The sequence below is a fragment of the Lysobacter auxotrophicus genome (genome assembly GCF_027924565.1).
Lineage (GTDB): Bacteria > Pseudomonadota > Gammaproteobacteria > Xanthomonadales > Xanthomonadaceae > Lysobacter_J > Lysobacter_J auxotrophicus.
In genome coordinates this window covers 205,192-221,293 of sequence record NZ_AP027041.1, presented here as the reverse complement: position 1 = coordinate 221,293, position 16,102 = coordinate 205,192, and the positions used below count along the sequence as shown (strand labels likewise).

General features: G+C 69.5%; 14 protein-coding genes. 12 read left to right on the top strand and 2 right to left on the bottom strand.

Annotation, left to right across the window (positions count from 1 at the left end; translation table 11 throughout):
• Positions 1 to 20: 20 nt before the first annotated feature.
• From LA521A_RS01010 to LA521A_RS00995, 4 genes are all read left to right on the top strand, one after another.
• Positions 21 to 2,414, top strand: a complete 2,394-nt coding sequence (locus LA521A_RS01010; RefSeq protein WP_281780544.1) for a family 20 glycosylhydrolase — start codon at positions 21 to 23, stop codon at positions 2,412 to 2,414.
• Positions 2,415 to 2,635: 221 nt separating this feature from the next.
• Positions 2,636 to 3,265, top strand: a complete 630-nt coding sequence (locus LA521A_RS01005) for a tetratricopeptide repeat protein (protein WP_281780543.1) — start codon at positions 2,636 to 2,638, stop codon at positions 3,263 to 3,265.
• 210 nt (positions 3,266 to 3,475) lie between these two features.
• The gene (gene ggt / locus LA521A_RS01000; protein WP_281780542.1) at positions 3,476 to 5,188 is read left to right on the top strand and encodes a gamma-glutamyltransferase; all 1,713 of its coding nucleotides are present in this window, start codon (positions 3,476 to 3,478) and stop codon (positions 5,186 to 5,188) included.
• Between the two features lies 1 nt (position 5,189).
• The gene (locus tag LA521A_RS00995) at positions 5,190 to 6,830 is read left to right on the top strand and encodes a tetratricopeptide repeat protein (protein ID WP_281780541.1); all 1,641 of its coding nucleotides are present in this window, start codon (positions 5,190 to 5,192) and stop codon (positions 6,828 to 6,830) included.
• Here the strand turns inward: LA521A_RS00995 and LA521A_RS00990 are convergent, their stop codons facing one another.
• Positions 6,831 to 7,973 (bottom strand): MBL fold metallo-hydrolase, encoded by a 1,143-nt coding sequence (locus LA521A_RS00990; protein WP_281780540.1) that lies wholly within the window; start codon positions 7,971 to 7,973, stop codon positions 6,831 to 6,833. It lies immediately after the preceding gene.
• A gap of 169 nt (positions 7,974 to 8,142) precedes the next feature.
• Positions 8,143 to 9,630: an AAA family ATPase gene (locus tag LA521A_RS00985; RefSeq protein WP_281780539.1), complete on the bottom strand. Its 1,488-nt coding sequence runs from the start codon at positions 9,628 to 9,630 to the stop codon at positions 8,143 to 8,145.
• 107 nt (positions 9,631 to 9,737) lie between these two features.
• On the opposite strand from LA521A_RS00985, the gene LA521A_RS00980 reads away from it, so the two are divergent.
• The 8 genes from LA521A_RS00980 to LA521A_RS00945 all read left to right on the top strand — a co-directional run bounded on the left by LA521A_RS00980 (position 9,738) and on the right by LA521A_RS00945 (position 16,022).
• Positions 9,738 to 10,649, top strand: coding sequence for an AEC family transporter (locus LA521A_RS00980; RefSeq protein ID WP_281780538.1), 912 nt, complete (start codon positions 9,738 to 9,740; stop codon positions 10,647 to 10,649).
• A gap of 122 nt (positions 10,650 to 10,771) precedes the next feature.
• Positions 10,772 to 11,404 (top strand): nucleotide-binding protein, encoded by a 633-nt coding sequence (locus tag LA521A_RS00975; RefSeq protein ID WP_281780537.1) that lies wholly within the window; start codon positions 10,772 to 10,774, stop codon positions 11,402 to 11,404.
• Positions 11,405 to 11,475: 71 nt separating this feature from the next.
• Positions 11,476 to 11,952, top strand: a complete 477-nt coding sequence (locus LA521A_RS00970; RefSeq protein ID WP_281780536.1) for a SixA phosphatase family protein — start codon at positions 11,476 to 11,478, stop codon at positions 11,950 to 11,952.
• Positions 11,949 to 12,563, top strand: a complete 615-nt coding sequence (locus LA521A_RS00965) for a YceI family protein (RefSeq protein ID WP_281780535.1) — start codon at positions 11,949 to 11,951, stop codon at positions 12,561 to 12,563. Before LA521A_RS00970 ends, LA521A_RS00965 begins: the two co-directional genes overlap by 4 nt.
• A 26-nt stretch (positions 12,564 to 12,589) precedes the next feature.
• A complete protein-coding gene (locus tag LA521A_RS00960; protein WP_281782148.1) occupies positions 12,590 to 14,620 on the top strand; it encodes a phospholipase D family protein in 2,031 nt (676 codons plus the stop codon).
• 346 nt (positions 14,621 to 14,966) lie between these two features.
• Positions 14,967 to 15,155, top strand: coding sequence for a hypothetical protein (locus LA521A_RS00955; protein ID WP_281780534.1), 189 nt, complete (start codon positions 14,967 to 14,969; stop codon positions 15,153 to 15,155).
• 41 nt (positions 15,156 to 15,196) lie between these two features.
• Positions 15,197 to 15,379 carry a hypothetical protein gene (locus LA521A_RS00950; protein ID WP_281780533.1) on the top strand — a complete coding sequence of 61 codons (183 nt, stop codon included), beginning with the start codon at positions 15,197 to 15,199 and terminating at the stop codon, positions 15,377 to 15,379.
• A gap of 205 nt (positions 15,380 to 15,584) precedes the next feature.
• Complete coding sequence (locus tag LA521A_RS00945) at positions 15,585 to 16,022, top strand: hotdog fold thioesterase (protein ID WP_281780532.1); 438 nt, start codon at positions 15,585 to 15,587, stop codon at positions 16,020 to 16,022.
• Positions 16,023 to 16,102 lie beyond the last annotated feature (80 nt).

Below are 16,102 nucleotides of genomic sequence, written 5' to 3'. Positions count from 1 at the left end.
GACAGGAGAGTGAGGGAGTGATGAAACGGCAACTCGTTCTGGGACTCGCCGCCGTGGCGATGGCGATGGGACTGTCCGGCTGCAAGCGCGACGACGCGCCGGCGGCGGACGCGACCGGCACCACCGCCGCGAAGCCGGCGGATACGACACCATCGACGGCAACGACGACGATTTCCGCCAGCGCCGCCGCGACGCCAGTCATTCCGCGCCCGGCGAAGGTCGAACTGCGCGACGGGCGCTTCGCCTTCGGGCCGCAGTCGCGCATTGCAGTCGCAGGCACCGATGCCGAGGCCACGCGCATCGCGCAGGATTTCGCCGCGCGCGTGCAGACGGCACGCGGCTTCGCGCCGCAGGTCGGCGGCGCGGCCGAAGGCGCGGGCGTCGTGTTCGCCATCGACGCGAACATCGCGCCGGAAGGCGACGAAGCGTACGTCGTCGACATCACGCCGCAAGGCACGAAGGTCAGCGCGCGCAAGCCGGCCGGCCTGTTCTACGGCGCGGTGACGCTGTGGCAGCTGCTCGCCGACGGCGCGCAGGGTGAGGCCTCGATCGCCGCGCAACGCATCGAGGATGCGCCGCGGTTCGGCTGGCGCGGGCTGATGCTCGACGTCGCGCGCCACTTCCGCACGCCGGACGAAGTGAAGACGCTGCTCGACCAGATGGCGCTGCACAAGCTCAACACCTTCCACTGGCATCTCACCGACGACCAGGGCTGGCGCGTGGAGATCAAGCAGTATCCGAAGCTCACGCAGGTCGGTGGCTGCCGCATTCCCGCCGGCGCGGCAGGACGCGACGCGAAGGGCAAGCCGAAGCCGTATTGCGGTTTCTATACGCAGGACGAGATCCGCGACATCGTGAAGTACGCCGCCGATCGCTACATCACCGTCGTGCCGGAATTCGACCTGCCGGGCCACGCGCAGGCGGCCATCGCCTCGTACCCGGAGTTCGGCGTGCCGGGCACGGCGCCGCCGGTGTCGCCCGACTGGGGCATCAACACCTGGCTGTTCAACGTCGACGACAACACGTTCAAGTTCCTGGAGAACGTGCTCGACGAAATGATGCCGCTGTTCCCGGGCCGCTATTTCCACCTGGGCGGCGACGAGGCCGCGAAGGACCAGTGGGAGCAGTCGGCCACCGTGCAGGCCAAGCGCAAGGAACTGCGCCTGAAGGACGACATGCAGCTGCAGAGCTGGTTCATGGGCCGGCTCGGCAAGTACATCGAAGCGCACGGCAAGCGGATGATCGGCTGGGACGAGATCCTGGAAGGCGGCCCGCCGGCGGATGCGGCGGTGATGTCGTGGCGCGGCACGGATGGCGCGATCGAAGCCGCGCGCGCCGGGCACGACGTGGTGCTGTCGCCCTCGCCGGACCTCTACCTCAACCACGTGCAGAGCGACGCGGCTGACGAAACCCCGGGGCGCCTGGACGTGAAGTCGCTCAAGGACGTGTACGGCTTCAAGGTCGTGCCGGTGCAGTTGAACGCGGAACAGGCGCGGCACGTGCTGGGCGCGCAGGGGAACCTGTGGACCGAGCACCACCGCACGATGGAGCGCGTGGAACGTGCGATGTTCCCGCGCGGCGCCGCGCTCGCCGAAGTCACGTGGTCGCCGGAATCGCGCCTGGACTGGGACGATTTCCTGCAGCGCATGGCCTTCCAGATGGAGCGCTACCGCCTGACCGGCTTCGACGCATCCGATAGCGCGTTCGCGGTGCGCTTCACGCCGCAGCCCATCGCCGATGGCAAGGGCTCGCTCGCGCTGACCAGCCAGTCCGGTTTCGGCACGATCCGCTACACGCTCGACGGCACCGAGCCGGCGGCGACCTCGCCGGTGTACACGCATCCGCTGGAACTGCCGCTGCCGACGACGGTCAAGGCCAACGCGTTCGCCGACGATCGCGTGCTCGCCGCCGCGCGTACGTTCGAACTCGACGTGCGCAGCCTGCGTGCCCGGACCAGCAACGCGCTGCGTTCGTGCAAGAAGGACCTGATGCTGCGCATGGAGGACGACGCGCCGTCCGACGGCAAGGACGGCGACCGCCGCCTGCTGCTGGCCGACGTGTTCGATCCGTGCTGGATCTACGACGCCGCGCAGCTGGACGGCATCGCCACGGTGGAAGTCCGCGTCGGCCAGCTGCCGCACAACTACGCGCTGTGGAAGGAAGCCAGCAAGGTCGTCACGCGCCCGGCGAAGATCCCGGGCGGCGCGCTGGAAGTGCGGCTGGACGGCTGCGAGGGCGAGCCGATCGCCGTGTTGCCGCTCGCGCCGGCGCGCAAGTCGGACGGCCTGACCACGCTGACGGCGCCGATGCCGACGCAGGCAGGCCGCCACGACCTGTGCTTCACCTTCGCCTCGGGCGAATACAACCCGATGTGGGTCGTGGACGAGGTCGCGCTGCTGCCGGCGGCGCGCTGAGGGGGCAAGCCGTCCGGAAGCACACCGCCCAGGCTCCGGGCCGGCCCTATGCCGGTCCGGAGCGGGCGCCAAGTGGGCGCCCCGTCCCATCTTGCCGATCCGGCACTGCGGCTTGGCCGCACGGTGCCGATACCGCGGAATGGGACGCCCGGCGCACCGGCGGCGCGCGGTCCGTCCCAAGTACGGGTTAGGATTGCTGCGTTGCACAGGGGGATTCACACATGCTTGGTCGCACTCTTTTCGCGACGGCCCTTCTGGCCGTCTCCAGCGCCGTGTCGGCGCAAAGCCTGCCGCGTCCGGCGGAGTTCTACTTCGACGCCGACGCGAACACCGTCAAACCGGTGATCGCCGTGCGCGAAACCGGCGACGCCGCCACCGAAAAACTGGTAAAGGCGATCGAGCGCAATCCGCGCGCCAAGGGCGAAGTCGCGCAGCTTGCGCATCTTGCGATGACCGCCGGCCGCACCGACCTGGGCAGGCAGCTGTACACCCGCGCGCTGGGCGCCATCGACCGCAGCGACGCCCTATGGCGCGCCGTGGTGTGGAACTACGGCTGGGACCTGTACCGCGCCGGCGACGTCGAAGGCGCCTTCACCCAGTGGAAGCTGCTGGTCGAGTCGCGCGCCGTCACCGCCTCGTGGATGCCGCCGACGCTGGCGCTGTCGCTGTGGTCGGTCGGCCGCAAGGACGAAGCCGTGCAGTGGTACGCCGCCGCCGTCCGCACCGAGCCGCAGCAGTGGAACACCGCATCGAAGTTCGCCAGCCTGCTGCCCGACTGGAGCGACAGCGAGCGCTCGGCGCTGGCCGAAGTGCAGGCCGCGTGGTCGAAGGATCCGCCGACCTGGCCGTAAGGTCGGTCTGAAGTTGCAGCACGCGTAGCCCGGGCAAGCGACGCGCGCCCGGGTTTTGCGCTGCGTCAGTGCAGGCTTCCGGGTGAGCGCCGCTCGCCCGGGCGGCCACAGCGTACGGCCATCGGTCCTGTCGGACCTTCGCGCCAGGCGCCCCAATCCCCGCCCGCCGTCGCGCTAGGATGCGACCTGCTTCCGGGGATTCCGTACGTCATGCGCCTGCTGTTCGCCTCCGTCCTGCTGAGCCTGCCCTTCACCGCCATGTGCGCCGACCGCATCACCGGCAAACCGTTCGCGACGCGGAGCGAGGTCTATGCCCCGCACGCGATCGCCGCGACGTCCCATCCCCTCGCCACGCAGATCGCGCTGGACGTGATGAAGTCCGGCGGCAGCGCGGTCGATGCGGCCATCGCGGCCAATGCGGCGCTCGGCCTGATGGAACCCACCGGCAACGGCATCGGCGGCGACCTGTTCGCCATCGTCTGGGATCCGAAGACGAAGAAGCTGCACGGCTACAACGGCTCCGGCCGCTCGCCCAAGTCGCTGACGCTGGCCGAATTCCAGCGCCGCGGCCTGAAGGACATCCCGCCGCACGGCCCGTTGCCGGTAACGGTGCCGGGCACGGTCGACGCCTGGTTCGCGCTGCACGAACGCTTCGGCCGCAAGCCGATCGCGGACGACCTCGCACCGGCGATCCGCTACGCGCGCGAAGGCCACCCGGTGCATGAGGTCATCGCGTACTACTGGGGCCGCAGCGTGCCGACGCTGTCCAAGTGGCCGGGTTTCGCCGAGCAGTTCACCGTTGCCGACGCGAACGGCAAACGCCGCGCCCCGCGTACCGGCGAGATGTGGAAGAACCCCAACCTCGCCAGCACGCTTTCGATGATCGCCAGCGGCGGTCGCGACGCGTTCTACAAGGGCGACATCGCGCGCACGATCGATGCGTATTTCAAGGCCAATGGCGGGTTCCTGAGCTACGAGGACCTGGCCGCGCACCACGGCGACTGGGTCGATCCGGTCAGCACGAACTACCGCGGCGTCGACGTGTGGGAACTGCCGCCGAACGGCCAGGGCATCGCGGCGCTGCAGATCCTCAACCTGCTCGAACCCTACGACCTTGCGTCCTACGGCTTCGGCAGCCCCGAGCACGTGCACCTGTTCGCCGAGGCCAAGAAGCTCGCGTTCGCCGATCGCGCCGCGTCGTACGCCGATCCGGATTTCTACCAGACGCCGACCGCGAAGCTGATTTCCAAGCCCTATGCGCGCGAACGCGGCAAGCTGATCTCGATGGACAAGGCGGCGAGCGCGGTGGAGCCGGGCGTGATCCCGCAGCTCAACGAAGGCGACACGATCTACATGACCGTCGCCGATGCCGACGGAATGATGGTGTCGCTGATCCAGTCGAACTATCGCGGCATGGGCAGCGGCATGGCGGCGCCGGGGCTCGGCTTCATCTTCCAGGATCGCGGCGAGCAGTTCGTGCTGAAGGAAGGCCATCCCAATTCCTTCGCGCCCGGCAAGCGGCCGTTCCACACCATCATTCCCGCCTTCGCGACGAAGGACGGAAAGCCGTGGCTGAGCTTCGGCGTGATGGGCGGCGCGATGCAGCCGCAGGGGCATGCGCAGATCATCATGAACCTGGTGGACTTCGGCATGAACCTGCAGGAAGCCGGCGACGCGCCGCGCATCCAGCACGATGGCAGCACCGATCCGGCCGGCCAGGCCACCGCGATGGCCGACGGCGGCGAACTCGACCTGGAATCGGGTTTTCCGTACGAAACCGTCCGAGCGCTGATGCGAAAGGGCCACAGCGTGCGTTTCGCGGACGGCCCGTTCGGCGGCTACCAGGCAATCATGGTCAATCCGAACGGCGGTTACGTCGGCGCCAGCGAATCGCGCAAGGACGGCCAGGCCGCAGGCTACTGAGATGACCGGCGCCGACGTCGTCCCGCTGCTGCGCCGCGCATGGGCCGCGTTGCGGCAGGGGCAGCCGGCGCCGGCGCGCGCCGATTGCGAAGCCGCGCTGCAACGCGCGCCGGAGTCGTTCGATGCGTGGCGCCTGTACGCGATGGCGCTGCAGGCGCTGGGCGATGCGCGCGCGTCGCGCGATGCGCTGCAACGTGCGTTGTCGCTGCGGCCGGACGATGGCGCCACGGCGCTCGACCTCGGCACGTTGCAGCTGGGCGCCGGCGAGATCGACGCCGCACTCGCATCGCTTTCGATCGCGATGCAGCGGCTCCCGCAGGAACCGCGCGCCGCGTTCCGCTATGCGACGGCGGCGTTCCATGCGGGCGATTACGCGACGGCGGCTGACGCGTTCGAAGCTGCAGCGCGCCTGAAACCCGACTGGACCGAAGCCTGGAACAACCTTGCCGCCGCGCACGGCAAGCGGCAGGAATACGCCGCCGCCATCGCCGCCGCGCGCAACGCGCTGCAGTTGGCGCCGAACGACGCGAGCGCGCACCAGTCGCTTGCGGCGCTGCAATCGAACCTGTTCGATCGCCAGTCGCTGCAGGAAGGCCTGCAGCATGCGCTGCGCGCGCTCCAGCTCGATCCCGCGCTCGCCGAAGCGCACCGCAACGCGGCGATCCTGTCGCGCAAGCTCAGCGACCCGACCGGGGCGGAAGCGCACGCACGCCGCGCCCTCGAACTCGCGCCGCGCGACATCGACGTCATCGATACGCTCGGCGAGCAGCTGCAGCTCAACCGCAACACGCGCGACGCGGTGAACGTCTACGCGCAGGCGCTGGCGATGGGCGTGACGTCGCCGACGCTGCATCGCCAGCACGGCATCGCGCTGCTGCACGACGGCCAGCTCGACGCAGCGCGCGATGAACTGCAGGACGCACTGCGCCATGTTCCCGACGACCAGCGCACGATCGCGCACCTCGGCGTCGTGGAAGCACAGCACGATGCCGCGCGCGCCGCGCAGTGGCTCGGCCTGCATCGCCACGTTCACGTGGTGGAGCTGCCGACGCCTGAAGGCTTCGCCGATGCGCGCGCATTCCACGACGCGCTCGCCGACGACATCCGTCGTCACAGCCAGCAGCGATGGGAGCCGGCCGGACTTGCCGCACGCAACGCGTACCTGAGCGGTGACCTGCTCGCCGATCACACCGCAGCGATCACCGGTTTCGAGCAGCGGCTGCGCGAGGCGATCGATGCGTTCCTCGTGGACAGCCGCAACGCACGCGGTGGCGCCGACGCGCTCGCCGGCGACGTCTTCCTGCGTAACGTGCCCACGCGCTACCGCGTGCACGTGTGGGCCACGCAGGCGGCCGAGCGTGGCTTCATCGACACGCACATCCACGAGGATTCCTGGCTGTCGGGTGCGTATTACGTCGAGCTGCCGCCGGCGATCCGCGACGATGATGCGACGCACGCGGGCTGGATCGAGTTCGGCCGTCCGTTCGCGAGCCTGCCGCAACCGCCGGAAGGCGCGCTGCGCCGGCTGTGCCCGAAGGTCGGCACGCTGCTGCTGTTCCCGTCTTACCTGTTCCATCGCACGCTGCCATACGCCGGCAGCGGCGAGCGCATCAGCATTTCGTTCGATCTTGCGGCGGTGTGATCAGCCTTCGCCCTGTTCGATCGGCTCGCCCTTCGCCTCGCGCCACGCCGCATCGATGAAGGGCTGCGTCCAATAGCGATCGAACCAGCGCGTGAGCCACGCATCGTCGCCGACGAAATGCGCGCGGTCGCCCGACAGGTTCACGCGTTTCTTCGCCTCGTCGATCGTCACGCCCTGCGCGGCGAGCGGCGCGATCGCATCGCGTGTGCGGCCGATGAGATCGACGACCCGCCCGACGTACGCATCGTCGCGCATCGCCGCGCCATGACCCGGGATCCACACGGCCGGATGTTGCGCCTGCATGGCTCGCAACGTGCGCTCCCAGTCGGCGGGATACGCGTTGAAGCCGAAGGGAATCGGCGCGACGACGAGATCGCCGGTCGCCATGACACGTTGACGCGGCAGCCAGGCGATCAGGTCACCGTCGGTGTTGCCGCGGCCGGGATGCCGCAGTTCGACCGGACGCCTCGCATCGTCGAGTTTCAGCGAATCCACGAACGTGCGCGTCGGCAAGACGAGCACGAGGTCCCGCGTGTCGCGTCGGTATTGCGCCAACAGCCGTTGCGACGCTTCGAAGCCGTCGCGTTCGCGCGTGGACAGGTCGGGCTTGGCAAGCGTGTCGCGCAGGAAGGTTTCCGCGCCATCGAGGCGTTTGTCGAACTGCGCCTGCAACGCGGCGTCGGGCGAGCCCTTCGCGTACGCCTTCATCGACCGCCCACGCAGGTGGGCGTCGGTGACGTCGGTCGCGATGATCTCCGCCGTTGGCCACGCCTGCACGATGGACGTCGCGCCCAGCACGTGGTCGCCATGCCAGTGCGTGATCGCGACCGCCTTCACCGGTTTGGCGCTGACGCTACGCACGAGTTCGACGATGCGCCGCCCTGCACCGGGCGACCCGCCGGCGTCGATCAGCACCAGGCCGTCGGACTGCTCGATCACGACGACATTGCCGATGGGCTGGATGTGGAACGGCTGCGGCTGCGCAATCAGCCAGACGCCCTCGGCGACCGGCGTGATGGTCTGGAAGTAGCCGTCCTGCGGCGTCGGCGTGCTGGACGCCGCCGAGGCCTCGTGCGCGAGTGCGGGAAGGGCAAGCGCCGCGAACAGCACGGCAGCACCGAAACGGGCAATTGGGCGGTTCATCGCGCGGCTCCACGAAAGCTCGGCGCATGTTCGCGCCGGCGCACGTCAGCCGCGTGGCCCGGAGGTCACGACCCCGGTCGGTCGACGCGCGACATGCCCGCCCTTGTAGCCGGGGTAAGCGAAACGCACCCGGGGAACGCCCGCATTGGCGGCCGCGCCGCGCCGCCCCTCACTCCGCCGGCACCGTCCGCCCCTGCGCCCAGTCGCGCAGCTCCTGCACGCGCTCGGCCATCAGCACCGACAACGGACGCGTCTGCTTCAGTTCGGCGCGCAGCATGAAATCGTTGAGCGGCGACTTGCTCGCATGCGCGGCATACAGCGCGGCGACGATGGCCTGCTCGATCTCCGCGCCGGAAAACCCCTCGCTCGCGGCCGAAAGCCCGGCTACGTCGAACGCGGCCGGCTCCAGCGAACGGCGCCGCAGGTGCAGCGCGAACAGCTGCTCGCGCGTCGTTGCGCTGGGCAGATCGACGAAGAAGATCTCGTCGAAGCGGCCCTTGCGCAGCAGTTCCGGCGGCAGCGCGTCGATCTGGTTCGCCGTGGCGACGAGGAACACGCGCGACTTGCGTTCGGCCATCCACGTCAGCAGGTAGCCGAGCACGCGGCGCGACACGCCGCCATCGCCGTCGCCGCCGTCCCCGGCCAGTCCCTTTTCGATCTCGTCGATCCACAGCACGCAGGGTTCGAGTTGTTCGGCGGACGACAATGCGTCGCGCAGGTTCTTCTCGGTTTCGCCGTGGAACTTGTCGTACAGCGTGCCGAAATCCAGCCGCACCAGCGGCACGCCGAAACCGGCGGCGACGGCCTTGGCGAGCATCGACTTGCCGCACCCCTGCACGCCAAGCAGCAACACGCCCTTCGGCGGATCCAGCCCCGCCGGCGCCTCGCCGCTGACGAACACGTCGCGCCGCTGCTGCACCCAGCGCTTGAAGCGCGTCGCACCGGCGACGTCGTCCATGCGCGCGGTGTCGTACTCGTAATGCAGATGGCCGCTGCGGTTGAGCAGTTCGAACTTGAGTTTGGCCAGTTCCGGCAGGTCGCCCGGGCCGAGCGCGCCGTCGTTGAAGATCAGCTGCCGCGCTATGCGGCGTGCGTCGATCGGATCGAGCCCGCGCAGGTTGCGCACGATCTGCTGCACGGCTTCGCCGTCGACCTCGACGCGGCGGCCGCCGTGTTCCTTCGCATAGTTCGCCGCCTCCTCGCGCACCAGCTTGAGCAGCGCGTTGGCGTCGGGCAGGCGCGGTGTGTAGCGCACCGCCAGCGATTCGAGTTCGGCCGGCAGTTCGACCTTGTGCCCGACCAGCACCAGCACGTGCGGTTCGCAATCGCGGCGCTGCAGGAGGTCGCGCAGCTGCCGCTGCGTGCTGGCGTAACCCAGGTACGGATGGAAATCGAGCAACAGGTAGATGCCGCGCTGTTCGGCGTTGCGGATCGCCTGCAGCGTGTTGGACGCATCCGGCGCGATCTCGGCCGGATCCTCGCGATCTAGGTCGATGCGACGCAGCCCTTCGGTGATCGACCAGCGGTGCAGCGCGCGCCATACGTGCATCAGCGCCTGCCGGAAGAGTTCGACGACGCGGGCTTCGTCGCGCGTTTCGATGACGATGAGCGGGGTGTTGGCGCGGATGAGCGCGGTGAGGTCCTGCAGGTCGGTCATCGGGCTCGAGGCGGCGTCCGTGTCGGAGCGGCGATCATACCCAATGGTCGAGCTTGAGCCGGCGCGCCGCAGTGGCGACCATGGCCGTCCGGAACACAGGATGCGGCATGGCTTTCGACGCCTTCGCCCTCGTGCTGGCGATGCTGGCGCTGGGGTATCTCTTCCAGCGGTTGCGCGTGCTGCCGGGCGACGCCGCGCGCACGTTGAACCTGGTCGTGTTGTACGTCTGCCTGCCGGCGGCGGTGTTGCGCTACGTGCCGCGGCTGCACCTGGAGCCGGCGCTGCTGGGCGTGATCGCCGTGCCGTGGCTGCTGCTCGGCGCGACCGTGCTGATCGTGGGCGCGCTGTCGCGCTGGCTGGGGTTCCGTCGCGACGAAACCGCGGTGCTGATGCTCACCGTCGCGCTGGGCAACACCAGTTTCCTCGGCTATCCGCTGACGCGTGCGTTGGTCGGCGACCACGCACTGCCGTACGCGGTGGTGTACGACCAGTTCGGCACGTTCGTGATCCTGTCGACCTTCGGGCTGTGGGTGCTCGCGCGCTATGGCGGCGAGTATTCGCCGTCGCCGCGCGAGATGGCGCTGCGCATCGCGAAGTTCCCGCCGCTGTGGGCGCTGCTCGCCGGCTTCACGGTGATGCCGGCCGAGCCGCCGGCGTGGGTCGCGGGCGGGCTCCAGAAACTGTCCGACGCGCTGCTGCCGCTGGCGATGCTGACCATCGGCCTGTCGGTGCGCTTTGCCCTGCCGCGCGATGAGCTCAAACCGCTGGCGGTGGGGCTCGTGCTGAAGCTCGCCGTCATGCCCGCGCTCGCCCTGCTGCTGGTACCGATCCTGAACCTGCACGGCCCGATGGCCCGCGTCACCGTGCTCGAAGCGGCGATGCCGTCGATGGTCACCGCCGGGGCGCTCGCGATCGCCCATGGCCTCGCGCCCCGGCTGGCGGCGGCGATGGTCGGCTACGGCCTGCTGCTGTCGCTGGCGACCCTGCCGCTCTGGGCGGCCTGGGGCGCCGGGACCTGACGCGGCGGACGGAGTTCGCCTACGGACGAACGCGCCGGATCGCCGTCGCGGGCGGCCGTCCGGCGCATGGTTCCGTCGCCCGGCCCCGTGTACGCTGCGGCTTCCATCCAGAGGGAGTCCGCATGAAGACCGTGCTGGTGGCCAGTTCCAAGGGCGGCGTGGGCAAGACCACGATCGCCACGCACCTTGCCGCGCAGTCGGCGCTCGACGGCCTGCGCACCGCGCTGGTCGATGCCGACCCGCAGGAATCCTCGACCCGCTGGGCGCAGCGCCGGGCCGGCCTGGACAGCGCGGTGCTCCCGCTCGACGGCACCCGCCGCAAGGCATGGCGCAAGCAGCTGCCCGACGACACCCAGCGGCTGGTGATCGACGCCGCCGCCGGCGCGATGGCCGACGACCTGGACGCCTTCCTCGAGGAGGCCGACGCGGTCGTCGTCCCGGTGCAGCCGTCGGCGCTGGACATCGAGGCGACCGTGCCCTTCCTCGACTCGCTCGCCAGGCACCCGCGCGTACGCAAGGGCCAGCTGCGCGTCGGGTTGGTGGGCAACAAGCTCAAGCCGTGGACGAACGCGTCCCAGCAGGCGCTCGAGTTGTTGTCCGCATGGCCGTATCCGGTGGTGGCGCAGTTGCGCGACAGTCAGGCGTACGTCGTGCTCACCGGGCTGGGGAAGAGCCTGTTCGACTACCACTCCGCCCAGGTGCGCGATCACCAGGACGATTGGCAGCCTTTGCTCAAATGGCTCAGGAAAGCCTGAGCCATCACGCCGTTACGTGATAATGGCGCCCATGAACTGCCCGTCCCTGTCCAAACCGGAGTCGCCCGCGCATGCGTGAACTGATCCTGCTACGCCACGCCCACGCGGACCCCGCCGGCAACGGACAGGCCGACCTGGACCGCCCGCTCTCGGCCGAAGGCCTGGCCGAGGCCGAAGCCGCCGGGCGCTGGCTGGCGGAGAACAAGCTGGTGCCGGACTGCATCCTCTGCTCGCCCTCGCGCCGCACGCGCGAGACGCTGGAAGCGGTGCTCGCCGCCATCGGCTACGTCGACCAGCGCATCGAGCCGTCGATCTATGAAGCCACGCCCGGCACGCTGATCTCGCTGGCCGACACGCATCGCGAGGCCGAACGCCTGATGCTGGTGGGCCACAACCCCGGGCTGGAACGGCTGGCGGCGCTGCTGCACAGCGGACAGACCGGCGAGTACCGCGGCATGCCGCCGGGAGGCATCGCGGTGTTGTCGGTGCCGGCCGACAGCGGGCTCGAGCCCGGCGTGGCGCAGCTCAGCGCCTTCTGGTGGCCGTGAGGGAACGCCGACCGCATCCCGCCCGCTTCCTGCTGCCGTGCCTGCTGGCCTTCTGGCCGGCATGGGCGCAGGAAACGGTCGCTGCTCCCGAACCGCCCGTAGTTTCCGCGTCATCCCGCACCTTCGATCCGCATCACACCCGCTTCGGCTTCGAGCTGCGCACCCGCTGGGGCCAGCGCGTGGCGGGCGTGTTCCCCCAGTATGAAGGTGAAGTCTCCACCCTGGCCGACGGCCGACACCGCGTGCGCATCGTCCTGCGCACCGACGGCGTGGTCGTCGCCGGCTCCGACCGTTACACCGCGCTCGCGCGCGGGCCGAATTTCTTCGATGCACAGCGCTACCCCTACATCGAGTTCGTTTCCGAACCCCATCCGGACACCCTCGTCCGCACCGGCGGGCGCATGCGCGGCCGATTGTCGATGCACGGCGTGACGCGCATGGAAACCTTCACCCTGTCGCGCCCGGAGTGCGACGAGCCCGGACGCGACTGCGACGTCATCGCCAGCGGCAGCATCAGCCGCGACGACTACGGCCTGGACGGCTGGCAGTTCGCGCTCGCCGACCGGGTCCGCTTCATGCTGCGCGTGCGCCTGGTCGAGACCGCACCGTGAAGCCCGCCGTTCGACTCGCCGTCGCGATGCTGTCGCTGGCGCTGGGCGCATGCGCCTCGCTGTCCGGCGCGCAGCGCGAGCAGGTCACCGCGAAGGTCGTGGCCGCGCGTTCTACCCAGCTGGACTGCACGCAGGCGGACGCCTGCGCCCAGCGCTCGCCGCTGCGCGCGCTTGCGGGACGGGCGTTCGCGGACTCAACCCCGCAGGCGCCGGCGCACTACGCGCTGATCCTCGACCGTGGCCCGGATGCGCTGCTCGCGCGCGTTAACCTCATCCGCAGCGCGACCACCGCCATCGACCTGCAGACCTACATCTTCGACGAGGACGATGCAGGGCGGCTGGTGCTCGACGAACTGCTCGCCGCCGCGCGACGCGGCGTGCGCGTGCGCGTGCTGATCGACCAGCTTTCCGCGCTCAAGCACGTCGACACGCTCGCCGCGCTGGCCGGCGCGCACGCCAACTTCGAGCTCAAGCTGTACAGCCCCGTGCTCGGCCGCGCGCAGATCACCTACCCGCAATACGCGCTGGCCGCCGCCTGCTGCTGGCGCACGCTCAACCAGCGCATGCACACCAAACTGCTGCTGGTGGACGGCGCGGTCGGCATCACCGGCGGGCGCAACTACCAGGACGACTATTACGACTGGGACGACGAGTACAACTTCCGCGATCGCGACCTGCTGGTCGCCGGTCCGGTCGCCCGCGTGATGCGCGAGGACTTCGCGCTGTTCTGGAACGATCGGCGCAGCGTGCCGGTGGAGAAGTTGAGCGACGTCGGCGGGCGCCTGCTCTCCAGCGGCGTGCCGCCGCTCCCGCCCTCGCACTTCGAACGCCCCGAACGCGCGGAGGCGATGCGACGCGACGCCGCCGACGGCGCATTGATCGAGGAACGCCTCGCCTCGCGCGCGATGCGCGTGGGCGAGGTGCGCTACATCTCCGACACGCCCGAGAAACACCGCGCCGAGAACGCCGACCAGCAGGCCGTGGCTTCCGGCTCGCTTCGCGGCCTGATCGAGTCGGCGCAGCAGGAAGTCGTGCTGCAGACGCCGTACCTGGTGCTGTCCGACGCCGCGCAGGACATGTTCCGCAAGCTCCATGAGCGCCCGTACGAGCAGCGCCCGAAGATCATCATCTCCACCAACAGCCTCGCGGCGACCGACGCGTTCATCGCCTACGCGCTGTCGTACAAGTACAAGCGTCGTTACCTGCGCGAACTCGGCTTCAACATCTTCGAGTACAAACCCTTTCCGCTGGATGCGCCGATCGACATCGCAGCCACTGGCGCCGCGCTACCCGACCTGGGTACCGGCACGCAGGACGAAGACTCCGACGCCGATACGGGTTCGATCTCGGCCGGGCGCGCGCTCACCGGCGAAAGCGGCGGCACCGCGGCCTCGACGAAGCCCGCCGACGAGCCGCCCACGCCGCCGGTCGACATGGCGCAGACCCGTCGCGAACTGCGCAGGAAGTACGACCGCAACAGCAGCGTCGACCGCGCGGAATACCAGCGCGCGCTGTCGCGCGAGTACAGCGCGCTGCGCTACAGCACGCGCCGCGCGAACCAGCCGGTGCCGCTGCAGCGCGCGGGCATCCGCATCGGGTTGCATGCGAAGTCGATGGTGATCGATGGCCGCATCGGCGTGGTCGGCACGCACAACTTCGATCCGCGCGGCGATCACTACAACACCGAGAGCGCGGTGGTGATCGAGGATCGCGACTTCGCGCAGGCGCTGCGCGCGAGCATCAAGCGCGACATCGCGCCGGCCAATTCGTGGGTGATCGCGCGGCGCGACAAGCCGCCGGTGTTTTCGGGGCTCAACTACTCGTTGGGCAAGATGTTCGAGGCGATGCCGATCCTGGACCTGTGGCCGATGCGCTACGCGACCAGCTACGAGTTCGTCGCCAGCGCCGCGTGCCCGCAACCGCTGCTGCCCAGCGATCCAAACTTCCGTGCGTGCTACCAGCCGGTGGGCGACTTCCCCGAAGTCGACGTCGGCATGAAGGCGATCACGACGCGGATCTTCACCGCGTTCGGCGCGGGGCTCGCGCCGATCCTCTAAGCGGCATCCCCAAAGCCTTGTCGGGTCGCGTTTCGCGCACTGGCCGGAAAGCCCCCCGCTCGGGGCGCCCCATCCAGCTTCCTGAATGTGACGGTCCTCACCCTCCCTCTCGTACCGGTCGGCGAGCGGGAGGCGCGCGCGTGCGTCCCGCCATGGGACCCCTGCCATCAGTCATGGCAACGGAAGCGCCGAAATGTCCATCTATATCAGCGAGTTCCGGCTGCGGCCGTGCCTCGCCAAGGTAGGTCTTCGGTGGGGTGACTTCTGGCCCATGGCGGAATAGATCTGGTGTTGTACTTTACCAACACACCGAGGCACTACCCCACCCCCCACGAAGGATTCCGCCATGAACGCCCTCTCCACTTTCGCCCCGTCCGCCAAGTCCGCTCCGGTTTCCCCCCTTGCCCTGATGAACGCCCCGTCCCGCACCCATCGCGAACGCGATTTCGGCGTCGGCTACGGCTCCAGCAGCGGCTATGCCAGCAACCGTCGCTACACGACCGAGTGGGCGCCGCCGCGCTTCCGCTTCGCGTAAGTCCCGCACCACCACGCAGTACCGAACGTCAGGACACCGCCATGAACGCTTTCTTCGCCATCCCGACCCGCTCCAACGCCCCGCGCGCGAACGTCGTCCCGCTGCCGGTGCGCCACGTCCATCGCGAACGCGACTTCGGCGTGGGCTACGGCAACAGCAGCGGCTACGCCAGCACCCGCCGCTATGCCCAGGACTGGATGCAGCCGCGCTTCCGTTGCGCGTAAGCCCATCGCGGTGCCCGTGCTCCACCCCGACCCGCGCTCCTTCGTGACTGGACCCATGCAGGCCTCCGAACCGCCCACGTCGACCCGAATCAGCATCCCCGTTCCCCCTGGCCCGTAGTCGGTGCGCCGGACTCTCTCCGTAGCGACGCACTGACTATCGGGCCCTTTTTTTGGGTCTCGCGTGCCGCTCCGCTAAGGTGTGCCCATGGATACGACGCCGCGCTCCCCGTTCCGCACCCCACCGGATCTCGCCACGCTCAACGCGCTCTCGCGCAACACCGCGATGGAGCCCCTGGGCATCGTGTTCACCGAAATCGGACACGATTTCATCCGCGCCACCATGCCCGTCGACGAACGCACCCGGCAGCCGTACGGCCTGCTGCATGGCGGCGCGTCGGTGCTGCTGGCCGAAACGCTCGGCAGCAGCGCCGGCATGCTGTGCGTCGGCGAGGACGAAGCCTGCGTCGGCATCGAGATCAACGCCAACCACCTGCGCGGCGTGCGCGAGGGCACCGTCACCGGCACTGCGCGCCCGCTGCACGTAGGCGGGCGCACGCAGGTGTGGGAGATCCGCATCGAGGACGAACGCCAGCGCCTGGTGTGCGTCTCGCGCATCACGCTGGCGGTCATCGCGCGTCCCTGATTGGCGGCCGCGCTGGCGCGCCTTGCGCCGGCGCATTGCGAAACCTGTCTGGAGTGGACGCCGCATTCCGCGCATGGCGC

Excerpts from the sequence above, each read along its gene's own strand:
- LA521A_RS00980 (WP_281780538.1), top strand. The coding sequence starts at position 9,738 with ATGGCTTTCGACGCCTTCGCCCTCGTGCTGGCGATGCTGGCGCTGGGG.
- LA521A_RS00985 (WP_281780539.1), bottom strand. The coding sequence starts at position 9,630 with ATGACCGACCTGCAGGACCTCACCGCGCTCATCCGCGCCAACACCCCG.
- LA521A_RS01010 (WP_281780544.1), top strand. The coding sequence starts at position 21 with ATGAAACGGCAACTCGTTCTGGGACTCGCCGCCGTGGCGATGGCGATG.
- LA521A_RS00995 (WP_281780541.1), top strand. The coding sequence starts at position 5,190 with ATGACCGGCGCCGACGTCGTCCCGCTGCTGCGCCGCGCATGGGCCGCG.
- LA521A_RS00975 (WP_281780537.1), top strand. The coding sequence starts at position 10,772 with ATGAAGACCGTGCTGGTGGCCAGTTCCAAGGGCGGCGTGGGCAAGACC.
- LA521A_RS00950 (WP_281780533.1), top strand. The coding sequence starts at position 15,197 with ATGAACGCTTTCTTCGCCATCCCGACCCGCTCCAACGCCCCGCGCGCG.
- LA521A_RS00960 (WP_281782148.1), top strand. The coding sequence starts at position 12,590 with ATGCTGTCGCTGGCGCTGGGCGCATGCGCCTCGCTGTCCGGCGCGCAG.
- LA521A_RS00945 (WP_281780532.1), top strand. The coding sequence starts at position 15,585 with ATGGATACGACGCCGCGCTCCCCGTTCCGCACCCCACCGGATCTCGCC.
- LA521A_RS00990 (WP_281780540.1), bottom strand. The coding sequence starts at position 7,973 with ATGAACCGCCCAATTGCCCGTTTCGGTGCTGCCGTGCTGTTCGCGGCG.
- LA521A_RS00955 (WP_281780534.1), top strand. The coding sequence starts at position 14,967 with ATGAACGCCCTCTCCACTTTCGCCCCGTCCGCCAAGTCCGCTCCGGTT.
- LA521A_RS00970 (WP_281780536.1), top strand. The coding sequence starts at position 11,476 with ATGCGTGAACTGATCCTGCTACGCCACGCCCACGCGGACCCCGCCGGC.
- ggt (WP_281780542.1), top strand. The coding sequence starts at position 3,476 with ATGCGCCTGCTGTTCGCCTCCGTCCTGCTGAGCCTGCCCTTCACCGCC.
- LA521A_RS01005 (WP_281780543.1), top strand. The coding sequence starts at position 2,636 with ATGCTTGGTCGCACTCTTTTCGCGACGGCCCTTCTGGCCGTCTCCAGC.